Origin of the sequence: Ensifer sp. PDNC004 (assembly GCF_016919405.1) — a bacterium.
Lineage (GTDB): Bacteria > Pseudomonadota > Alphaproteobacteria > Rhizobiales > Rhizobiaceae > Ensifer.
In genome coordinates, this window is sequence record NZ_CP070353.1 from 1,264,936 (window position 1) to 1,284,381 (window position 19,446).

At 62.5% G+C, this 19,446-nt stretch carries 14 protein-coding genes; 6 read left to right on the forward strand and 8 right to left on the reverse strand.

Annotated features, from left to right (window positions below; all coding sequences use genetic code 11):
- Position 1 precedes the first annotated feature (1 nt).
- Positions 2–1,168, forward strand: a complete 1,167-nt coding sequence (locus JVX98_RS14360) for an FAD-dependent monooxygenase (RefSeq protein WP_205239032.1) — start codon at positions 2–4, stop codon at positions 1,166–1,168.
- Between the two features lie 99 nt (positions 1,169–1,267).
- Here JVX98_RS14360 and JVX98_RS14365 read toward each other — a convergent pair whose 3' ends face one another.
- Complete coding sequence (locus JVX98_RS14365) at positions 1,268–2,458, reverse strand: cystathionine beta-lyase (RefSeq protein ID WP_192446029.1); 1,191 nt, start codon at positions 2,456–2,458, stop codon at positions 1,268–1,270.
- Positions 2,459–2,798: 340 nt separating this feature from the next.
- On the opposite strand from JVX98_RS14365, the gene JVX98_RS14370 reads away from it, so the two are divergent.
- The 4 genes from JVX98_RS14370 to JVX98_RS14385 all read left to right on the forward strand — a co-directional run bounded on the left by JVX98_RS14370 (position 2,799) and on the right by JVX98_RS14385 (position 7,066).
- The gene (locus JVX98_RS14370; protein ID WP_034796750.1) at positions 2,799–3,824 is read left to right on the forward strand and encodes an amino acid ABC transporter substrate-binding protein; all 1,026 of its coding nucleotides are present in this window, start codon (positions 2,799–2,801) and stop codon (positions 3,822–3,824) included.
- 92 nt (positions 3,825–3,916) lie between these two features.
- Complete coding sequence (locus JVX98_RS14375; protein WP_034796751.1) at positions 3,917–5,110, forward strand: amino acid ABC transporter permease; 1,194 nt, start codon at positions 3,917–3,919, stop codon at positions 5,108–5,110.
- Between the two features lie 4 nt (positions 5,111–5,114).
- A complete protein-coding gene (locus tag JVX98_RS14380; protein WP_034796753.1) occupies positions 5,115–6,272 on the forward strand; it encodes an amino acid ABC transporter permease in 1,158 nt (385 codons plus the stop codon).
- A gap of 17 nt (positions 6,273–6,289) precedes the next feature.
- Entirely contained in the window at positions 6,290–7,066 is a 777-nt protein-coding gene (locus JVX98_RS14385) for an amino acid ABC transporter ATP-binding protein (protein WP_064816988.1), read from the forward strand.
- Positions 7,067–7,138: 72 nt separating this feature from the next.
- Here JVX98_RS14385 and JVX98_RS14390 read toward each other — a convergent pair whose 3' ends face one another.
- The 5 genes from JVX98_RS14390 to JVX98_RS14410 form a co-directional block, all read right to left on the reverse strand.
- Positions 7,139–8,668, reverse strand: a complete 1,530-nt coding sequence (locus JVX98_RS14390) for a caspase family protein (RefSeq protein ID WP_205239033.1) — start codon at positions 8,666–8,668, stop codon at positions 7,139–7,141.
- Entirely contained in the window at positions 8,665–10,218 is a 1,554-nt protein-coding gene (locus JVX98_RS14395; RefSeq protein ID WP_205239034.1) for a caspase family protein, read from the reverse strand. The genes JVX98_RS14390 and JVX98_RS14395 overlap by 4 nt, the downstream gene beginning before the upstream one ends.
- Positions 10,215–11,114 carry an OmpA family protein gene (locus JVX98_RS14400; protein ID WP_205239035.1) on the reverse strand — a complete coding sequence of 300 codons (900 nt, stop codon included), beginning with the start codon at positions 11,112–11,114 and terminating at the stop codon, positions 10,215–10,217. Before JVX98_RS14400 ends, JVX98_RS14395 begins: the two co-directional genes overlap by 4 nt.
- Positions 11,115–11,124: 10 nt before the next feature.
- Positions 11,125–14,289, reverse strand: a complete 3,165-nt coding sequence (locus JVX98_RS14405; protein ID WP_205239036.1) for a c-type cytochrome — start codon at positions 14,287–14,289, stop codon at positions 11,125–11,127.
- A gap of 110 nt (positions 14,290–14,399) precedes the next feature.
- Complete coding sequence (locus JVX98_RS14410) at positions 14,400–15,659, reverse strand: ferric reductase-like transmembrane domain-containing protein (RefSeq protein ID WP_205239037.1); 1,260 nt, start codon at positions 15,657–15,659, stop codon at positions 14,400–14,402.
- Positions 15,660–16,028: 369 nt separating this feature from the next.
- Between JVX98_RS14410 and JVX98_RS14415 the strand changes: the two genes are divergently transcribed.
- Positions 16,029–16,646, forward strand: a complete 618-nt coding sequence (locus tag JVX98_RS14415; RefSeq protein ID WP_205239038.1) for a GntR family transcriptional regulator — start codon at positions 16,029–16,031, stop codon at positions 16,644–16,646.
- Between the two features lie 69 nt (positions 16,647–16,715).
- On the opposite strand, the gene JVX98_RS14420 is transcribed toward JVX98_RS14415, so the two are convergent.
- On the reverse strand, positions 16,716–18,236 hold the full coding sequence (locus tag JVX98_RS14420; RefSeq protein WP_205239039.1) for an acetyl-CoA hydrolase/transferase family protein: 1,521 nt from the start codon (positions 18,234–18,236) through the stop codon (positions 16,716–16,718).
- Between the two features lie 258 nt (positions 18,237–18,494).
- A complete protein-coding gene (locus JVX98_RS14425; RefSeq protein WP_043622101.1) occupies positions 18,495–19,307 on the reverse strand; it encodes a ferredoxin--NADP reductase in 813 nt (270 codons plus the stop codon).
- Positions 19,308–19,446: the final 139 nt, after the last annotated feature.

Below are 19,446 nucleotides of genomic sequence, written 5' to 3' on the forward strand. Positions count from 1 at the left end.
GATGTCGCGCCCCGTCGCGATCATCGGTGCCGGCATCGGCGGCCTCACGGCTGCCCTGTGCCTTGCCCGGCGCGGCTTCTACGTCGATATCATCGAGCGGGCGACGGCACTGACCGAGGTCGGAGCCGGCCTGCAGCTCTCGCCGAACGCCTCCCGTATCCTCATCGAGCTCGGCCTGCTGGCGCAGCTTGAGAGTGTGTGGACGGAGCCCGAGCGCATCGGGCTCGTTGACGGCCGCTCTCTGCGCGCGCTTGCCAGCGTACCGGCCGGGACCTTCGCGCGCCGCCGCTGGCATGCGCCCTATGCCGTTCTCCACCGCGCCAGCCTTCAGAGAATCCTGTTTCAGGCTGTTCAATCCGAACTGCGCTGCCGTCTCCACCTCGGATGCCAGATCGACAAGCCCGGGGACCAGGCGATCGCGGCAGTGACGGGGCGCATGCCGGACGTCGTCATCGGCGCCGACGGCATCTGGTCGCGGCTGCGCGAGACCGTGCCCGCCGCCGGCCGTGTCCGGTTCTCGGGCAATATCGCCTGGCGCATGACGCTTGCAGGCGACGTTGCCGCGGGCGTGCTCAACCGCGGTGAGGTCACCGCCTTCCTCGGCCCGCGCGCCCACCTCGTTGCCTATCCTCTGCGGGAAGTCGGCGGTTTCAATCTCGTCGCCATCATCGAGGGCAAGGAGACCGACGCGATCTGGGTCGGCAAGGATTCGGACGCGCGGCGCCAGGATTGCCTCAACGCCTTTTCCGATTGGAGCCCAGGCATCCGCTCGCTTCTCGATAAGGCCGTGGCGCCCACCTACTGGCCGCTCTGCACCGTCGACGACGGCGCCTGGCAGGATGGGCAAAGGACCGCGCTGATCGGCGACGCGGCCCATGCGATGACGCCCTTTGCGGCGCAAGGTGCGGCCATGGCCATCGAGGACGCATCCGCGCTTGCGGCTTGCCTGTCTGAAAACCTCAGCGTCGCGGATTCCTTGCGGAAATTCGAGGCGCTTCGCAGGCCACGCATCGCGCGCGTCCGCCGCCGTGCGGCCTTCAACCATTTCGCCTATCACGCCCGCGGCCCGGTGCGTATCGGCCGCGACATGGTGTTGAAGCTCAAGGGGCCCGACGCGCTGGCAGCCGACCTCGACTGGCTCTACGGCTACGGGGCGCCGGAACGCTAGGAAGCCGCAGCCCGCTGCAATTTGGCCCGGCTCACCCGGCGAACCTCCCCCAGAAAAGCAAAACGCCGCGGATAACCGCGGCGCCCGTTCCTGTGCTTGTCAGACTGCGTTTGCCGCAGCCAGCCCCGCTTCGATGTCGCGGCGGATGTCCGGCACATCCTCAAGGCCGATCTGCAGCCGGAGAACCGGTCCCTCCGTCGGCGCCAGCGCAACCTTGCGATCGCCGAGACCGACGTGGACTGCGAGGCTTTCGAAGCCGCCCCAGGAATAGCCAAGCCCGAAGAGCCTGAGCGCATCGAGGAAGGCGTGCGCCTTGGCCTTGAAGCGGTCCGGGCTCTCCGCCTTCAGCACGAAGGAGAAGATGCCGCTCGCGCCGGTGAAATCGCGCTTCCAGAGCTCGTGGCCGGGGAAGCTCGGCAGCGCCGGATGCAGCACGCGGGCCACTTCGTCGCGTGTTTCCAGCCACTTCGCCAGTGTCAGTGCGCTCTCCTGGTGCCGCTCCAGGCGGATGCCCATGGTGCGAAGGCCACGCAGGATCTGGTAGCTGTCATCGGGCGAGACGCAGACGCCGAGCGTCACCATCGCCTCCGTCAGGGCCGGCCAGTGCTCGGCATTGGCCGAGACGGTACCGAAGAGCACGTCCGAATGGCCGGACGGATATTTGGTCGCCGCATGGATCGACACGTCGACGCCATGGTCGAGCGGCTTGAAGTAGACCGGCGTCGCCCAGGTATTGTCCATGGTGACGATGCAGCCATGGCGATGGGCGGCATCGGCGATGGCGCGGATGTCCTGCATTTCAAAGGTGTTCGAGCCCGGCGCTTCGGTGTGTACCAAGCGCGTGTTCGGGCGGATCATGCTCTCGATCGCAGCGCCGATCATCGGATCGTAGTATTCGACTGTGACGCCAAGGCGCTTCAGCATCGTGTCGCAGAAATGGCGCGTCGGGAAGTAGACCGAATCGACGATCAAGGCGTGGTCGCCGGCCGAGAGATAGGCGAGGAACGGCACCGTGACCGCCGCCAGCCCCGACGGTACGAGGATCGTTCCGGCGGACCCTTCGAGTTCGTTGATCGCGTCGCAGAGCGCGTCCGTGGTCGGCGTCCCGCGCGTGCCGTAAGTGTACTTCTGCGCCCGCGTCTCCATGGTCTTGGCGTTCGGGAACAGCACCGTGGAGGCGTGCACGACCGGCGGATTGACGAAGCCGAAGTAATCGGAGGGGTTGTTGCCGCTATGGGCGAGACGCGTGTTGATGCCTGCCTTGCCGTTCACATTGCCACTGTCTGCCATTGCTCATTCCGCTTCTAGATTTCGAATGCAAAACTCTTCGAACGAGCCACAATCGCGGTCAAGTGGCAAAAATCATGAAGCGTCGTTTTGACCGTCGCGAGGCCACTTCTGGCGAATTTTCCGCCAGAGCGTGCTCCACACCCCCAAGATCTGCCTAACTTTCTGGCTTGTTTCGAGTTTTTCACATGCAAAACCAGAAAATCGGCGGCCTCTCTTGACCCTCATGGAAATTGAGCATGAGATAGCCGACACTCGCGCCAGGAGGGTGGCGGAGGCTCACCGCGCTAGGAGACGCGACGGTGCAGACGGGAACTAACGACAACAGAAAAAGGTTCTAAAAATGGCAAAAAGAATTCTGACAGCTCTCGTTGGCGCTGCTGTCATGGGGATTGGCACACAGGCGGCTTCGGGCGCTACTCTTGATGACGTCAAAGCCAAGGGCTTTGTCCAGTGCGGCGTGAACACCGGTCTCGCCGGCTTCGCAGCGCCGGATGCTTCGGGCAACTGGAGCGGTTTCGACGTAGACTACTGCAAGGCAATCGCCGCCGCGATCTTCGCGGATGGCAGCAAGGTGAAGTACACCCCGACCTCCGCCAAGGAACGCTTCCCGGCGCTGCAGTCGGGCGAAGTCGACGTCCTTGCCCGTAACACCACCTGGACGATCAACCGCGACACCGCGCTCGGCTTCAACTTCCGCCCGGTCAACTACTATGACGGCCAGGGCTTCATGGTTCGCAAGGGCCTGAACGTCAAATCTGCGCTGGAGCTTTCGGGCGCCGCTGTCTGCGTGCAGACGGGCACCACCACCGAACTCAATCTCGCCGACTACTTCAAGTCGAACAACCTGCAGTACAATCCGGTCGTTTTCGAAAAGCTTGAAGAAGTCAACGCCGCCTATGACGCCGGCCGTTGCGACGTCTACACGACCGACCAGTCCGGCCTTTATTCGCTGCGTCTGACGCTGTCGAAGCCGGACGATCACATGATCCTGCCGGAAATCATCTCGAAGGAGCCGCTCGGCCCGGCCGTGCGCCAGGGTGACGACCAGTGGTTCGATATCGTCAGCTGGGTTCACTACGCGCTGATCCAGGCTGAAGAGTTCGGCGTCACCCAGGCCAACGTCGAAGAAATGAAGAAGTCCACCAACCCGGACGTTCAGCGCTTCCTCGGCGTCGAAGCTGACTCGAAGATCGGCACCGACCTCGGCCTCACCAACGAATGGGCCGTGAACGTGATCAAGGCCGTCGGAAACTACGGCGAAGTCTTCGACCGCAACATCGGCGCCGGCAGCCCGCTCAAGATCGAGCGCGGCCTCAACGCGCTGTGGAACAAGGGCGGCATCCAGTACGCTCCTCCGGTCCGCTAAAGCGAACCGAAAATACCGGGGAAGCGGACAACTGCTTCCCCATCCCAACGATAAAAACACCCAAAAGGGTGAAAAGGGGAAAGAGGCATTGCATGGCGATTGGCGTCACAACTACGCCTGAAAAATCGAAACCGTCGGGGTCGATCATCAACGACCCGCAGGTCCGCGGCATCTTTTATCAGGTTATTACCGTCGTCCTACTCGGGGCCTTCGTCTATTGGGTGGCCGACAACACGATCGAGAATCTCAAACGGGCGAACATCGCTTCCGGTTACGGCTTCCTCAATGGACGCGCCGGTTTTGACGTCGGGCAGTCACTGATCGCCTATACCAGCGATTCCACCTATCAGCGCGCACTTGTCGTCGGCCTGCTCAACACATTGCTGGTCGCCGTCTGCGGTATTTTCACCGCCACCATCATCGGCTTTGCAGTCGGGATCGGCCGCCTGTCGCACAACTGGCTGATCGCCAAGCTGTCGCTCGCCTATGTCGAGATCTTCCGCAACATCCCGCCGCTGCTGGTCATCTTCTTCTGGTACAGCGGCGTCCTGGCGATCCTGCCGCAGCCGCGTGAATCGGCAGCACTGCCGCTCAACATGTTCCTCAACAACCGCGGCCTTGCCTTTCCCAAGCCGATCTTTGGCGACGGTTCGCTGTACACGGTTCTAGCCTTTGTCCTCGCGATCGTCGCCAGCTTCCTCCTGTCACGCTATGCGCGCAAGAAGCAGGAGGCCACCGGACAGCGTTTCCCGGTTCTTTGGGCGTCGCTCGGCCTGATCATCGGTCTGCCGTTGTTGGTCTTCCTTGCCACGGGATCGCCTATCACCTTCGACGTCCCCGTCGCCGGCAAATTCAACCTCACCGGCGGCTCGGTCATCGGACCGGAGTTCCTGTCGCTGTTCCTGGCGCTCTCGTTCTACACGGCCGCCTTCATAGCCGAGATCGTGCGTGCCGGCATCCGCGGCGTATCCAAGGGGCAGACGGAAGCCGCGCACGCGCTCGGTGTACGCCCCGGCCTGACGACACGACTGGTGGTGGTTCCGCAAGCGCTCCGGATCATCATTCCGCCGCTCACCAGCCAGTATTTGAACCTTACCAAGAACTCGTCGCTCGCCGTTGCGATCGGTTACGCGGATCTTGTCGCCGTCGGTGGCACAATCCTCAACCAGACAGGACAATCGATCGAGATCGTCACGATCTGGATCGTCGTCTACTTGTCGCTGAGCCTTGCGACGTCGCTGTTCATGAACTGGTTCAATGCCCGCATGGCCCTGGTGGAGAGATAAGATCATGAACACACACCAGGCAACTTTTGTCCGTACCTCAATGATCGAAGGGTCCGCCCCGCCGGTCGCCGAAGGTGGCATCGTCCATTGGCTGCGCGAAAACCTGTTCGCGACGCCAAAGGATGCGGTGCTCACCATCGTCAGCCTGCTTGCGCTTGCGTGGCTCGTGCCTCCGGCCATCCAGTGGCTCTTCATCGACGCCGCCTGGACCGGCGGCGGCCGTGGCGTTTGCGCCACGGTTGCTCAAGGAGGCTCGCAGCCGGATGGCTGGAGCGGTGCGTGCTGGGCCTTCGTCAACGCAAAACTCGACCAATTCGCCTACGGCCGCTACCCGCTAGATGAGCGTTGGAGACCGACGCTGGTCGGCATCCTCTTCGTGCTTTTCCTCATTCCGATGTTGATCCCGAAGGCTCCCTTCAAGGGCATCAACGCCATCCTGCTCTTCGCCGTGCTGCCGATCATTTCCTTGATCCTGCTTCCCGGCGGCTGGTTCGGACTGACCTACGTCGAGACGCCGCTCTGGGGCGGTCTGATGGTGACGCTCATCCTTTCGTTCGTCGGTATTGCCGTGTCGTTGCCACTCGGCATTCTTCTGGCACTGGGGCGGCGATCGCATATGCCTGTGATCAAGATGCTCTGCACCGCCTTCATCGAACTGGTGCGCGGCATCCCACTGATCACCGTGCTCTTCATGGCGAGCGTCATGCTGCCACTGTTCCTGCCGCAGGGCGTCACCTTCGACAAGTTCCTGCGTGCACTGATCGGCGTGTCGTTCTTCGCCTCGGCCTACATGGCCGAAGTGGTGCGCGGCGGCCTCCAGGCTATCCCGAAGGGGCAGTATGAGGGCGCGGATTCCCTCGGTCTCAGCTTCTGGCAGAAGATGAACCTCATCGTGCTGCCACAGGCGCTGAAGCTCGTGATTCCGGGCATCGTCAACACCTTCATCGGCCTCTTCAAGGACACGTCACTGGTGTCGATCATCGGCATGTTCGACCTGCTCGGCATCGTCCGCTTCAACTTCACGGACGCCAACTGGGCCTCTTCGGTGACGCCGATCTCAGGGCTAATTTTCGCTGGCTTCATATTCTGGCTTTTCTGCTTTGGTATGTCGCGCTATTCAGGTTTCATGGAACGCGTGCTCGACACGGCCCATAAACGATAAAATGAGGGGAGGATCGCATGGCAAACGCAGCCACTGCTTCCAAAATGACTGTTTCCGCAACGGATGTTGCGGTCGAAATCACTGGAATGAACAAGTGGTACGGGGACTTCCACGTCCTTCGTGACATCAACCTGAAGGTTATGAAGGGCGAGCGCATCGTCATTGCCGGCCCGTCGGGCTCCGGCAAGTCGACGATGATCCGCTGCATCAATCGCCTCGAAGAGCACCAGAAGGGCAAGATCGTCGTCGACGGCATCGAGCTCACCAACGATCTGAAGAAGATCGACGAAGTGCGCCGCGAAGTCGGCATGGTATTCCAGCACTTCAACCTCTTCCCGCACCTGACGATCCTCGAAAACTGCACGCTTGCGCCGATCTGGGTGCGCAAGATGCCGAAGAAGCAGGCCGAAGAAATCGCGATGCACTTCCTGAAGCGCGTCAAAATCCCCGAACAGGCCAACAAGTATCCGGGCCAGCTTTCGGGCGGCCAGCAGCAGCGCGTGGCGATCGCCCGTTCGCTGTGCATGAAGCCGAAGATCCTGCTCTTCGATGAGCCGACCTCGGCGCTCGACCCGGAAATGGTCAAGGAAGTGCTCGACACCATGGTGTCGCTCGCCGAAGAAGGCATGACCATGCTGTGCGTGACCCACGAAATGGGCTTCGCACGCCAGGTGGCCAACCGCGTAATCTTCATGGACCAGGGCCAGATCGTCGAGCAGAACTCGCCGGCCGAGTTCTTCGACAATCCGCAGCACGAGCGCACCAAGCTTTTCCTCAGCCAGATCCTGCACTAGGATCGGCCGAGACGACACGAAAAGAAGCCCGCCTCATCGAGGCGGGTTTTTTCGTCCTAGCCGTTCTCGATCCTACTCGACGCGATAGCGCAGGGTGCCAACCGACCAGTGGATGCCGCGCGTGTCGAGATCCTCGGTCCAGTTCTTCTGCAGCCGCGCGACGATCTCGCTCAAGGTCTCGCGCGCATCGACCTCCACCTTGAGGCCCCGCGACATTGGCGCAAGATCGCTCAGGTCGACCGCATCGCTGACGACAAGCGCAACGAAAATGCCGTCCCCCTCACCCGATGCCTCGAAATCGAAGCCGTAATATTCATCCGGCAAGGTCAGCGGCACGCCCGGCGCCAGCGTCGTGATCTTTTGCGCAAACTCGTTGGGAAATATCTGTGTTGCCTTGCCCTGGCCGCTGACATCGAAAAGCAGGAGATTGCCGGCCGTGCGGCTGTTGACCGTCAGTTTGAAGACCTCACCGGCCTTCATGGTGGTCGGCCTATCGATCGAGAGCATGACATCGGCGGCTTCGCTCTTGCCGATGATATCACCGATGGCATCGATGGCGTTGACCGCCTGATAGACCGGCACCGCCGCATCCGGGGTGTTCGCGTTCTGGTCCGCGCCCTGCCCGTTGCCATCCGCATCGCGCTTTTCCGGCACCATCGCGCTGTCGCCGAGCGCCTCGGGCTTGCCGTCCAGTTGCGGGTCGAGATTGCCGCATTCTTCCTGCGAGGCGCAGTAGGACGCAGATTGCGCCTTTACATACTCCAGAAGCTCGGCGTTGCTCGTCAATCCGTTGCCATTGGCATCGGCAGCGTTGCCGGTCTGGCCGGCGACGAAGGCTGCTGTGAAAACACCATGCCGATCCGCAGTCGGAAGCCGGGCATCGTCCCAGGCGACCTGATAGGGCGCCGCCGCGCTCCAGGCGGTCACCCCGGCTTCCACGAGCTTCGTCTTGTCGACGAGGGCAAGATCGATCCGAAGGCCGCGGGTCAGCGCCTGCTCGACCGGCTTGGCATCGGGACGCGGGAGAAAGCGGGCGCCGTCGATAGGTTTCGCAATGTCCTCGGACAGCGACCGGGAGATCGTGCCGGAGTGACAGGCATCGATCACGACCGTCACCGCGCGCCCCTTCAGGCGCTCCAGCACCGCATCGATCTCGTCGTCGAGGACAGCGCCTTTCCAATCCGTTTCGCCGGCAGCGATGTCGGCAGGCGCAATCGCTTCATCCAGCCCATCCGCCTCATCGCCATCCGCATCCGTCACCTGCAGGCCGTGGCCTGAAAAATAGAGATAGACGCGATCGCCGGGCTTGGTCGCATCGACAAGCCAGCCGTTCATGGATGACAGGATTTCCGCTCTGGTCGCCTGCCCGTCCTTCAGCACGCGGATCGACGTACTGTCGAAGCCGAGCCGTTCCGTAAGCAGCTTTTGCATCGCGATGAGGTCGTTTGCCGGCCCCGGCAGCGAAAACTCCGCCGGCAGGTTCTGATAGTTGCCGACCCCGATCAGCAATGCCCGATCGCCGGCGACGGCAGGAGCGGTGAGCAGCGTGAAACACGCAAGGATATGGAAGAACAACACCCACGATCTCAGGCTCGCGCTCATTGGCCCTGACCTCTCGTGTAAAGCGGTTGAACGGCAATCGTACTTTCGCTCCCCTCCAGGCGCGTTTCGAGCAAGCGCAGCAACGCCGCAGCATCGAGGTTCGAATTGGCGAAGGCGGCCGCGATCGCATCGACAGGCGCATTGGTCGCGATGGCGACCAGATGGTCCGCGCCGAAGGGTTTGACCACTTCCAGGTCACGCAGCTTGAAGGCATGGCTTTCGCTTCCGGCAATCTGCACGTCGAGCAGCTGCGCTTCACCTGTGTTGGCGAGGTTGAAGACCAGCATGTTGGCATAGCCGCCCTGCGGCGCCTCCACATTCAGGCGGTCGCCGGCAAAATAGATGTCCTTGACGGGTTTTAGCGAAACGGCCCCCGGGCTCTGCGCCGCCAGCGCCTTCAGAAAATCCACCAGGACGAATTTGTCGACCACGCCCTGGAGCCTTTCGGGCGCGACATGTTCGGCGGCGACGTCTCCGTTCGGCGTATAGAAGACCCCGGATGCTGCCTCCCACCGATAGGGCATGCCATCGCCGCCGATATTGGCAAGATCAGGCATCTCACCGACGACGCGCAATGGCAGCGTACCCGTCCATCCGGTTTCGCGTGGCGACTTCAGCGTCTGCTTCGTGCCACTCGCTGTTGGCGCCACGCCGAACTTGGCGCTGCGCGGCAGGGACAGCACGATCTCCTTGTCGGAGCGCGCCAACTGTGGCGTGAAGTTCGGCACCTGCAAGGCTTCCGATTGCAGCTTGACGTTGGAAAACACATAGTCTTCGAGTTCGACCCGCGAAATCCGACCGTCACCGTCGCGATCGGCGGCGCCTTCCAATGCACGGGCAAAGCTCCAGCTCAGGGCGCCGCGCGGCTCGCCGCCGATCACCACCTCCGGCGTCGGCTGGCTTTCGAGCGATGCGGCGAGGATCGTCACCTGCGACAGCTCCACATCCCTCACCTTGGCGCCGGACAGCGCCTCCTTCGACGGCGGCGGCACCTTGGCGCGCACCATCGGCGCCAGCCGCGTCTTGCCGGAGATCGAGCGGTTCATGCCGCCGGAATAGCAGCTGTCGGAGACGAACAGCACGTGAATGCCCTTGGCTTCCGCCTCCGCGAACCAGGCGCTGAGTTCGTTGTCGACGATGATTTCGCTCGCCGTCTCCTCGGCACGTGCCCGGTCGAAGCCCGGCAATTCCAGAAATTCGTCGAGCCCGTCTTCCTCGCTGCCGGCGACCAGCTCCGGCATCTGCGCACCGTGCCCGGCATAGGTGAAGACGATCGTATCGCCGCGCGTCGCACCCGCGACCAAATCGATCCAGGCGGAGCGTATGGCCGCCTTCGTTGCCTGCTCATTGACGAACTGGCGGATCGGGCCGACGTCAGCCGCCTTCAGCGCCTGCGCCACATCGAGCGCATCCTTGACCGCGCCGTCGAGGCTCACTTCGTGCGGATAGACATCGACGCCGACAACAAGCGCCGAGGTCGCCGCGGTGGCGACGGATGCAGGCAAGGCGATCAAGCCTGTCGCCAACAGGATTTCGCGCAGCCCCTTCACTTGCCCACATCCACTTCCACCCGCCGGTCGAGCTGGTTCAGCATCATCTCGTCATAGGCACTCGGATCGTCCGGCTTGAACGGCTCCTCCTCGCCCTTGCCGACAACGGTCCAGGTGCCGGGATAGCCTGCATCGACAAGGTAATGCGCCAGGGCCTCGGCACGGGCGATCGACAAGACCATGTTCGCTTCTGGCGTGCCGACCGGGTCGGTGTGACCGATCAGGGTGATTGCGGGCGGCTTTGCCGACTTCAGGCATTCGAACAGATCCTTGGCCGACTCGAGACCTTCAGGCGTGAACTCGGCCGTGCCGAAGACATAGCGCACCGGCGTCGCCTTCTTCCGGATCGAGACGCCGCGATAGGAAAACCTGCAGGCGCCGCGCGCGGCGAGCTTGACCGGCTTGGTTGCGGCGAGCCGCATTTCCGAGGCCAGGCGATCCAGCCGCTCGATATAGGCCTTGTCCGGCGCCATCCAATCGGGCGTCAGCTCCTCGCTTGCCGCATCCTCCAGTGCCTGCTGATAGGCTGTCGCCGCGGCGGCGTAATCCTTGCGCTCGCGCTTGATGTCGCCCAGTGCGTCGAGGATCTGCCAGGGGCCGCCGGCGTCGCGGCTTGCGGCCGTCAGCTCCGCTTCGAAGGTCTCAAGCTTGGCGCCGTACCCCACCGCCGCTGCAATGCGGTTGAAGGTTGCGAGCGCCACGACGCGCCGGGTCAGCGCGATCTCGGTCGCCGAGCAGCCCTTCATGTTTATGGGATCGGCCGCCACCTTGGTGCCGGCCTCGTCGGCGCGGTTCAACGCCTCCGAAGCCAGACGAAGGCCGTCGCAGGCCATGGCCGGCGCGGTGAAGACCGCCAAAGCGGCCGAAGCGAGGAGAAATGCCCGTAGCTGAACCATGGCTCGCCCATCAATCCTTGATCTCGAACGTCACCATCTGAACACTGCTGGCACCGGCATCGCCCTGCGCCCGCTTGGCCAGGTTGATCGCCAGCCCCCGCGTCGGCGGCAACCGCGACGTCGCGACATACTGCCGTGCCTTTTCCACCGTCAGCCTCTGGTCTCCGAGGCCGCCGGCGCGACAGAAGGCCAGCATCGTTTCGGCCGGCGCCGGCGTGTCGAAGGTGAGCGTGCCTGTGCCCGGCTGCGGGATCAGGCGCCGCTCGCCCGGCTTAAGCGTGGTGTTGCCGATCATGACGTCGGGGATGACCTCGACATTGCCGTTCTCCTCGACATAGAGGATCTGCAGTTCGCAGGCCTGGTTGGCAGTGAGTTCGAAGGAAAGCTCGTCGCCGACCTTCGCTGTCGTCGACTTCACGTTCAGTGCCAGTTCGAGCTTGTGGTCAGCCCCCGCATCGTCCTTGCGATAGTCCGGCACGGCGGCGGCGATCGACTGCGGCCTGGCGTCCGCCATCGGCTCGGAACCGGCAACGTTGATCGCCGTCGTGTCGAGCGGACGCCGCTGGGTGAGCGGCGCCATCAGCAACGCATATTGCTGCTCGACCTCGTTGCGCGGAATGGTGCCGCCGGCTTCCAGCGTCGTCACCCAGTCGATCCCGAGGCGCAGGACATCGGTGTTCGTAACCCGCTTGATCGCCTCGGAGAATTGCTTAGGCGTCATGTCGAACTCGGCCGCCAGGGCATCGAAATCGAGTTCGTCCTCGTACTTGTCGGCGAAGTAGGTGATGATCTCGGCCTCGCCCGGCGCGTGCTTGCTCTGGAGGCCACCATCGGGCGTTGGCTCGGTGACGCCGAGCACCTTCAGCGCGTTGACGAAGCGCTCCCGGTCCCTGCGATAGGTTTCGTCCAGTTCCTCCTGCTTCACATACATCGCAAGCAGTACATCCTGCTGGTCCTTGCTGAAGAGCGTCGATGTCTCGATCTGCTCGCGCAACTGATCACGCTTCGAAAGGATACCGTCGGCGTGGCAATCGACGCAGGACCGCGCATTGATGATCTCGACACCCTTGCCGATCGGTCGCTTACGGAACGACACGATCGTCGTCGGCCCGACGTCGAGCTGCTTTCCAGCTGATGTCGAGAGGTAGTAGCCCTGCAGGCCGTTCGGCAACGAGAAGATCATCTCGCCACCGTCATGCTCGAACGGCACGAGGCCCGCATCGAGCGGCGCCAACTCCCTCGGCCCGTGCGGGAAACGCTTCAGCACCTGCTTGCCGACGTCGCCGCCAAAATCATAGGACTTCCAGTAGTAGCCGCCGAACGGCCTGTCGTGCCGCTCGAGCATGCGGTTGTGGTCGGAAACCCCGGACGATCCGTCGGCAAACCCGGCCCGCAGCACGTCGTGCCTGCGAATGTTGCCGGCGACGTCGATCTTGAAGCGCCTTTCGAGTTCGGCGATCTGGGTCGGCAACTTCATCAGACGGTTGTAGATCTCCGGCCGCGCGCCGTTGCTCATGAACCAGTCGACCCGCATGATCGGCAGTTGCGTCGCCGTTTTCTTGGAGAGCGCCGAAAGCGACGCGTCGCTGTCGGGATCGATCCCATAGAAGTAGCGCTTGATCAGGAAGTCATAGTCCGCCGTATCCCATTGCAGTTCGCGCAGATCGACGCGCACCAGCAAGCCGTTGGTGCCGTCGACCTCTGTCGGCAACACCAGTTTCGGCCCGTAGGAAAGCGAATTCAGAAGCTTCTTGAAGCCGCCGGCAAGCACGTCCATCCGTTTCATGAATGTCTGGTCGTCCTCGCAGCCCATCATGCCGTTGTACTGGTCGCGATAGGAGAAGTAGCGCATGTAAGGGCGGTCGAGGGCGCTGACCGTCTCGATGTCCTTCAGCGCCGCGTCGACGAACTGGCCATAACCCAACATCGGACGGGCGCGCGCCGGTTTCGCGGCGACCGTCTGCGGCAGGCTCTTTTCGTTCAGAGCGTTGATCCAGTCCTCCAGGACCTTGATCTCCTCGGCAGAGGGCCGCTTGCCGAGCGGCATGCGGCCGCTGACGACAGTCGCGTAGAGCCGTGACTTCGAGGCGTCACCGGGGGTCACGAAGTTTGCGTCGGCGGCAATCGAAGCGAGGTCGCCTGCCGGGTAGCTCCCTTGCGAACTCTCGCCCGGTCCGTGGCAATTGCGGCAATATCTGCCGATGAAGGCATCGGCCTGTTGCGCAAGCGCCGCATTGCCGCCGCCCAGCGCTTCGGTCGCCGTGCTCTCCTTGCAGACGGCCGTGACCGATTGCGCCACCGGCGCCGGCGCCTTTACCTCGCGATCGGCAAGGAAGGCATAGATCGCACGGCGATCGTCGTCCGAAAGAACGCCCAGCCCCTTGGCGATACGCCGCATCACCGGATCGCTGATCGGCGCGCCCGAGAGCTTCTTGCCTTCCTCGATCAAGCCCTTGGTGAAAACGTCGGGCGAGGCAAGACCGGCCATCTTCGCCTTGCTGATGTCGGGCGCGACCGCGCCGCTCAAATCCTTTTCCCCCTCATAGGCGCGCTCCAGGTCGAGCCCGTAGGTCGTGGTGCGCGGCGTGTGGCAATCGCCGCAGCCGCCGACATTCTCGACCAGATAGCGACCGCGCTCGGCTTGCGTCTCCTCGCGCGGCTGGTAGGCCGGCACCGTGAAGTGACTGCGCTTCCAGAGCGTGATCGTCGTCTGGCGACTGAAGGGGAAGGCTATCTCATGCTCCTTGGACGCCGCATCCGCCTGGGGCAACGTCTCGATGTAGGCCTTGATGTCGAGCGCATCCTCCGGCTTCATGCCGCCATAGGAGGTGTAGGGCATGACCGGATAGAGGTTGTTGCCCTCCCGGTCGAGACCGACCAGCACGGCGTTCAAAAACTGCGCGTTGGTCCAGCCGCCGATGCCATTGGCGTGTGGCGATATGTTCGGCGCATAGAAGGTGCCGATCGCCGTCTTCATCTCCATGCCGCCCGATAGCAGTTCGGTGTTGTCGCCGGAGCCGTGGCAGGCGCCGCAGCCTGCGGCGTTGAACATGTACTTGCCGTTGTCGACATTGGCCTTGTAGGTGGAGAAGGCATCTTCCGCGAAGGCATCGCGCGCCGAGGCGCTAGCGGGACAGAGCGAGACGGCGACCAGCGCCGCGAATGAAGCGGCCAAAGATCCACGGATAAACCCGGACAAGAACGAGGCGCCTTCTCGCTTTCTCTGCAGACCGCGCATGAAACCCACTCCCTAAAACAATAGAATCGCTACTGAAATCTGCTGCACTATCGAAACTGAAATTGCTCGAATTCAACCCGCTTCGGCCGCTTGCCGAGATCTTTCAGGCCCTTGACGATCGCCTCCCTGAGGGGTGGCGGACCGCAGAACCAGAGATCGGCGTCCGCCGGATCGATCGCGCTGCCGCTCGCAAGCTTGGCCGCGTCCAAGCGCCCGTCCACGGAGCTGTCGTGCAGGACAAACGTGAAGTTGCCGAGCTTTCCGGCCTGCCCCTCGAAGGTTTCCAGGCCGATCGCCTCGCGCCGATCGCGCACGCAATAGACCATGTGGATGTCCTGCCCTTCTTGGCCCGTCAGATGCCGCGCCATCGCCAGGAACGGCGTGACGCCGATGCCGCCGGCGAGCCAGATCTGCTTCTTGCCGCCACGGCGGTGGTTGAAGCGGCCATAACCGCCCTCGAGCTTCAGCCGGTCACCGACAGCGATACTGTCGCGCAGGGCCTGGGTGTAATCGCCAAGCGGCTTGATCGCGAAGCGCACGATGCCGTCAGGTTCGATACCGGCAATCGTGAACGGATGCGGCTCACGCAGCCCTGGCTTCAGCACCCGCAGAAAACCGAACTGCCCGGGCTTGGCGCGCAGGGCACGCCGCAGCGGCCGCGCCGCAATCACCGTCGCCCCGTCCTCGCGGGCGACATCGAAGACCTCGTAGCGGCGGGTTCGCAGCCAGGGCAGCAGCTGGGTATAGGCATAGCTGAGGATGCCAAGCGTCGCGAACATGTTGAGATAGACAGCCAGAAGCGCGGTGCCGTCATAGGGACGCTTGATGAACATCTGATGGAAGGCGACCATGATGAAAAGCAGGCCGATGAAGCGGTGCGTATACCGCCACAGATGGTACGGAATCTCGATCTTCGTCCGCGGGATGATCTTGACGATGCTGAGAACGAGCAGAACGACGAAACCGTAGAATGCGTATTTTCCTGCGGATGCCGCAAGCTGGTTCAGACCGCTCGTCAGCGCCAGGCCCTTGAAGTCGGGTTTCAGGAAATAGTGCACGAGGATGAGGCACAGCACCGAAATGCCGATCCTGCGGTGAAAGTGATAGACGCGGTCGAGGCCACCAAAGAGCGCTTCTACGAACGGCGGGCGCGCGGCCATGAACTGGGCGACCGCCATGCCGACGAAGGCGGCAGAGGAGGCCATCAGCGAAAACGTCGTCAATGCATTGGTGTGACTGACTGCGGGTACGGCCAGCAGCGCCGCAAATGCCATCAAGGACCAGACCAGAAACGCGCCCACTTGCATCTTGCGCCCCTCAACGCCGATGGCTGACGGTTGTTGCCCAACCTTGTGCCTGTTGCCTTCGATCGCCTACGACCAAGGAAACAGCAACCAGGTTCTTGCCGCAACGGCCTTCACACCTCTTTCGTGTGCGGGCCTTGTTGGGAGAGTGGCAAGCACCTTTCGGTTCGTCAACACGATTCCGATTGGAAACGTCCTATGAGGTTCGCTTATTCATGCCTTTGAAATTCGTATTTTTTAAGCATTCACTTATTTTATCGTGCGCGTCGGAAAACCGCCGCTTGTGACAGGCGTAAATCCGGACAATCTGGGCGCTTGCCTGGCTGCAGGAATTCGTGCAAGCTGCTGATATATCAGCACCAAAGGAACGGCATGTCACCGCAATCCCAGGCTCACCTCGCCTACCTCGCGCTCGAACGCCTGATCGTCACGTTGAAGCTCGCGCCCGGCGCCCTGGTCACCGAGAGACAGCTGATCGAACTTGCCCGGCTTGGGCGAACACCGGTTCGCGAGGCGATCCAGAAGCTGGCCTGGCAGGGTCTCATGGATATCCGTCCCCGCGTCGGCTTGCAAATCACCACGATCCGGCCGGACGACCAGGTGCATGTCATGCAGACGCGCCAGAAGCTGGAGCCGCTTGCGGCCGCTCTGGTCGCAGCGCACGCAAGCGCCGAAGACAGAAGCGCGATGAAAGCCTGCGGCGCGGAGATGGCCGCCTGCCTCGAGGCAGGCGATATGGAGGGCTTTCTCGTCGCCGACAAAGTGTTCGACGAACTGATGGAAGAAGCCTGCCCGAACCGGTTCCTGACTGCAGCGCTTGCGCCGCTGCAGACACATGCCCGCCGCATCTGGTTTGCTTCGTCCTCGCCCGAAAAGATGGCCGGTTCGGTCCGCCGCCACGTCACGGTGATCGATGCGATCGAGCGGGCCGATGCGGAAGGCGCATCGGCCGCGATGGCTGAGCTGATGAGCTACCTGTCAGACGCCTGAAGAAACATTGGCCCCGCCAAAAGAAACCACTGCAAGCGATTGCTTTCGCACTGGTTTCGTCGAAGCACTTCAGGCCGCCGGCATCATGCTGCCGGTCTTCAGCCGACGTACATGCCAGTCGAAAGCCTCTTCCAGAATGTGCGGCGTTTGTCCGCCGCGGGTAGAAACGGCGCGGCTGAAGTAATCCGACAGGAGCGCCCGATAGGCCGGATGGCAGCAGTTCTCGATGATGGCGGGCGCGCGCTCGCGCGGCGCCAGGCCGCGCAGATCCGCAAGGCCGTGTTCGGTCACCAGGATATCGACGTCGTGCTCCGTGTGGTCGACATGGGAGACCATCGGCACCACGGATGAAATCGCCCCGCCCTTGGCAACCGACTTGGCGACGAAGATCGACAGGAAGGCGTTGCGGGCGAAATCGCCGGAGCCGCCGATACCGTTCATCATGTCGGTGCCGCCGACATGGGTCGAGTTGACGTTGCCGTAGATATCGAATTCGAGCGCCGTGTTGATGCCGATGACGCCCAGGCGACGGATAATCTCCGGGTGGTTGCTCACCTCCTGCGGACGGAGCACCAATTTGTCCTTGTAGGCGCCGATATTGCGAAACACCCGATCGGCCCAGGCGCTGGACAGCGTCATCGATGACGCCGAGGCAAAGCTCAGCTTGCCCGCTTCGAAAAGCTCGAACGTGCTGTCCTGCAGCACCTCGCTATACATGCGCAGATCATGGAACGGGCTGTCGACGAGGCCGCTCAGCACCGAATTGGCGATGACGCCGATGCCGGCCTGCAGCGGATTGAGCGTCATGTCGAGCCGCCCCTTGCGCACCTCCTCTTCCAGGAAGCCGATCAGATGCCCCGCGATCGCCGTCGTTTCCGCATCCGGCGGCGAAATCCGCGCAGCGCTGTCCTCCTTCTCGGTGACGACGATGGCAACGATCTTCTCGGGATCGACGGGGATGTAGGGTGAACCGGCGCGGCTGTCGCAGGCGACGACCGGGATTGGCGTGCGGCTCGGGCGCTTCGCCGGAATGAAGATATCGTGCAGGCCTTCGAGTTCGGGACTATGGCTGAGATTGAGTTCGACGATCACTTTCTTCGCCAGGATCGCGAAGCTTGCGGAATTGCCGACCGAGGTCGACGGGACGATGCCGCCGTCTTCGGTGATCGCCACCGCCTCGACCACCGCATAGTCGATGGGACTGATCTGGCCGGAGCGCAACTGCTCCACGGTCTCCGACAGATGCTGGTCGATGAACATCACCTCACCGCGGTTGATCGCAGCGCGCAGAACCGGATCCGACTGAAACGGCAGGCGCCGGGCAAGAACTCCCGCCTCCGTCAGGGTCTTGTCGATGTCATGACCGAGCGAGGCGCCCGTCATCAGCGTGATGCGAAACTTCTCCCGAGCGGCCCGTTCGGCCATGGCAAGCGGCACGGCCTTCGCGTCGCCGGCCTTGGTGAAGCCGCTCATGCCGATGGTCATGCCGTCCTTGATCAGCGCGGCCGCTTCTTCCGGCGTGGCGATGCGATCACGCAGCGGTTTGCAGCGGATCCTGGCTTCCAGGTCGGTTGGTGAAACATGGCTCATCGGGCACTCCCAGAAATGGCCCACGAGGCTCATATCAGGACGGCGCGGGCTTGGTTCGTCGTGCGCCTATTTTCGCATGTCTGCGTGCGCACGCTATGAAGATTTGCAGGAGCACGATAGCCGCTGGGACTGCAGGGCGGTACGCAGAATGGGAAAGGCGGAGCTACCGCCGACGCATAGCTCGATGGCATTTCGCCTTAAACGACGAGGGGCGCACCCTCGGCGCGCCCCTCAAACGATAAATTGCACAAAAAAGGGTCAGCCGACGAAGGCGCGTTCGATCACGAATTCGGCCGGCTTGTTGTTGGCGCCTTCGGTGAGACCTGCGGCCTCGAGGATTTCCTTGGTGTCCTTCAGCATCGCGGTCGAGCCGCAGATCATGCCGCGATCGACAGCCGGATCGAGCGGCGGCAGGCCGAGATCGGAGAAGAACTTGCCGTTGACCATCAGGTCGGTGATGCGGCCCTTGAACGGGAACTCCTCGCGGGTCACGGTCGCATAGTGGCGCAGCTTGTCGCCGACGATCTCGTTCAAGAATTCGTGGTTGCGAATTTCCTCGACCAGATCGAAGCCGTATTTCAGCTCGGCGACGTCACGGCAGGTGTGCGTGAGGATGACTTCCTCGAACTTTTCATAGGTCTCGGGATCACGGATCAGGCTTGCGAAGGGTGCAATGCCGGTGCCGGTCGAGAACATGTAGAGACGGCGGCCGGGAACCAGCGCATCAAGCACCAGCGTACCAGTCGGCTTCTTGCGCATCAGCACCTTGTCGCCCGGCTTGATCCCCTGCAGGTGCGAGGTCAGCGGGCCATCCGGCACCTTGATCGAGAAGAATTCGAGTTCTTCGTCCCAGGCGGGGCTGGCGATCGAATAGGCGCGATAGACCGGCTTGTCGCCGACCATCAGGCCGATCATCGCGAATTCGCCCGAGCGGAAGCGGAATTCGGCAGGGCGGGTCATGCGGAAGCGGAAGAGCCGATCCGTATAGTGTTCAACGCTGGTCACCGTCTCGACGTAGACGCCTGCCGGTGCCTGGATCGCGAAATCTTCCGTTTTTGCCGGAGCATTCATCTTAGCTACAAGTCCTGTAAATGATGACCCTGTCTATCAACAATAAGCCGATATTCCAAGCTGCGCCTTGTTGAAAGGAAATCTCTTCCAAATATAGTCGCTTTTGGGAATTTCGGCGTGCTTCACACTGTCGCGGCCA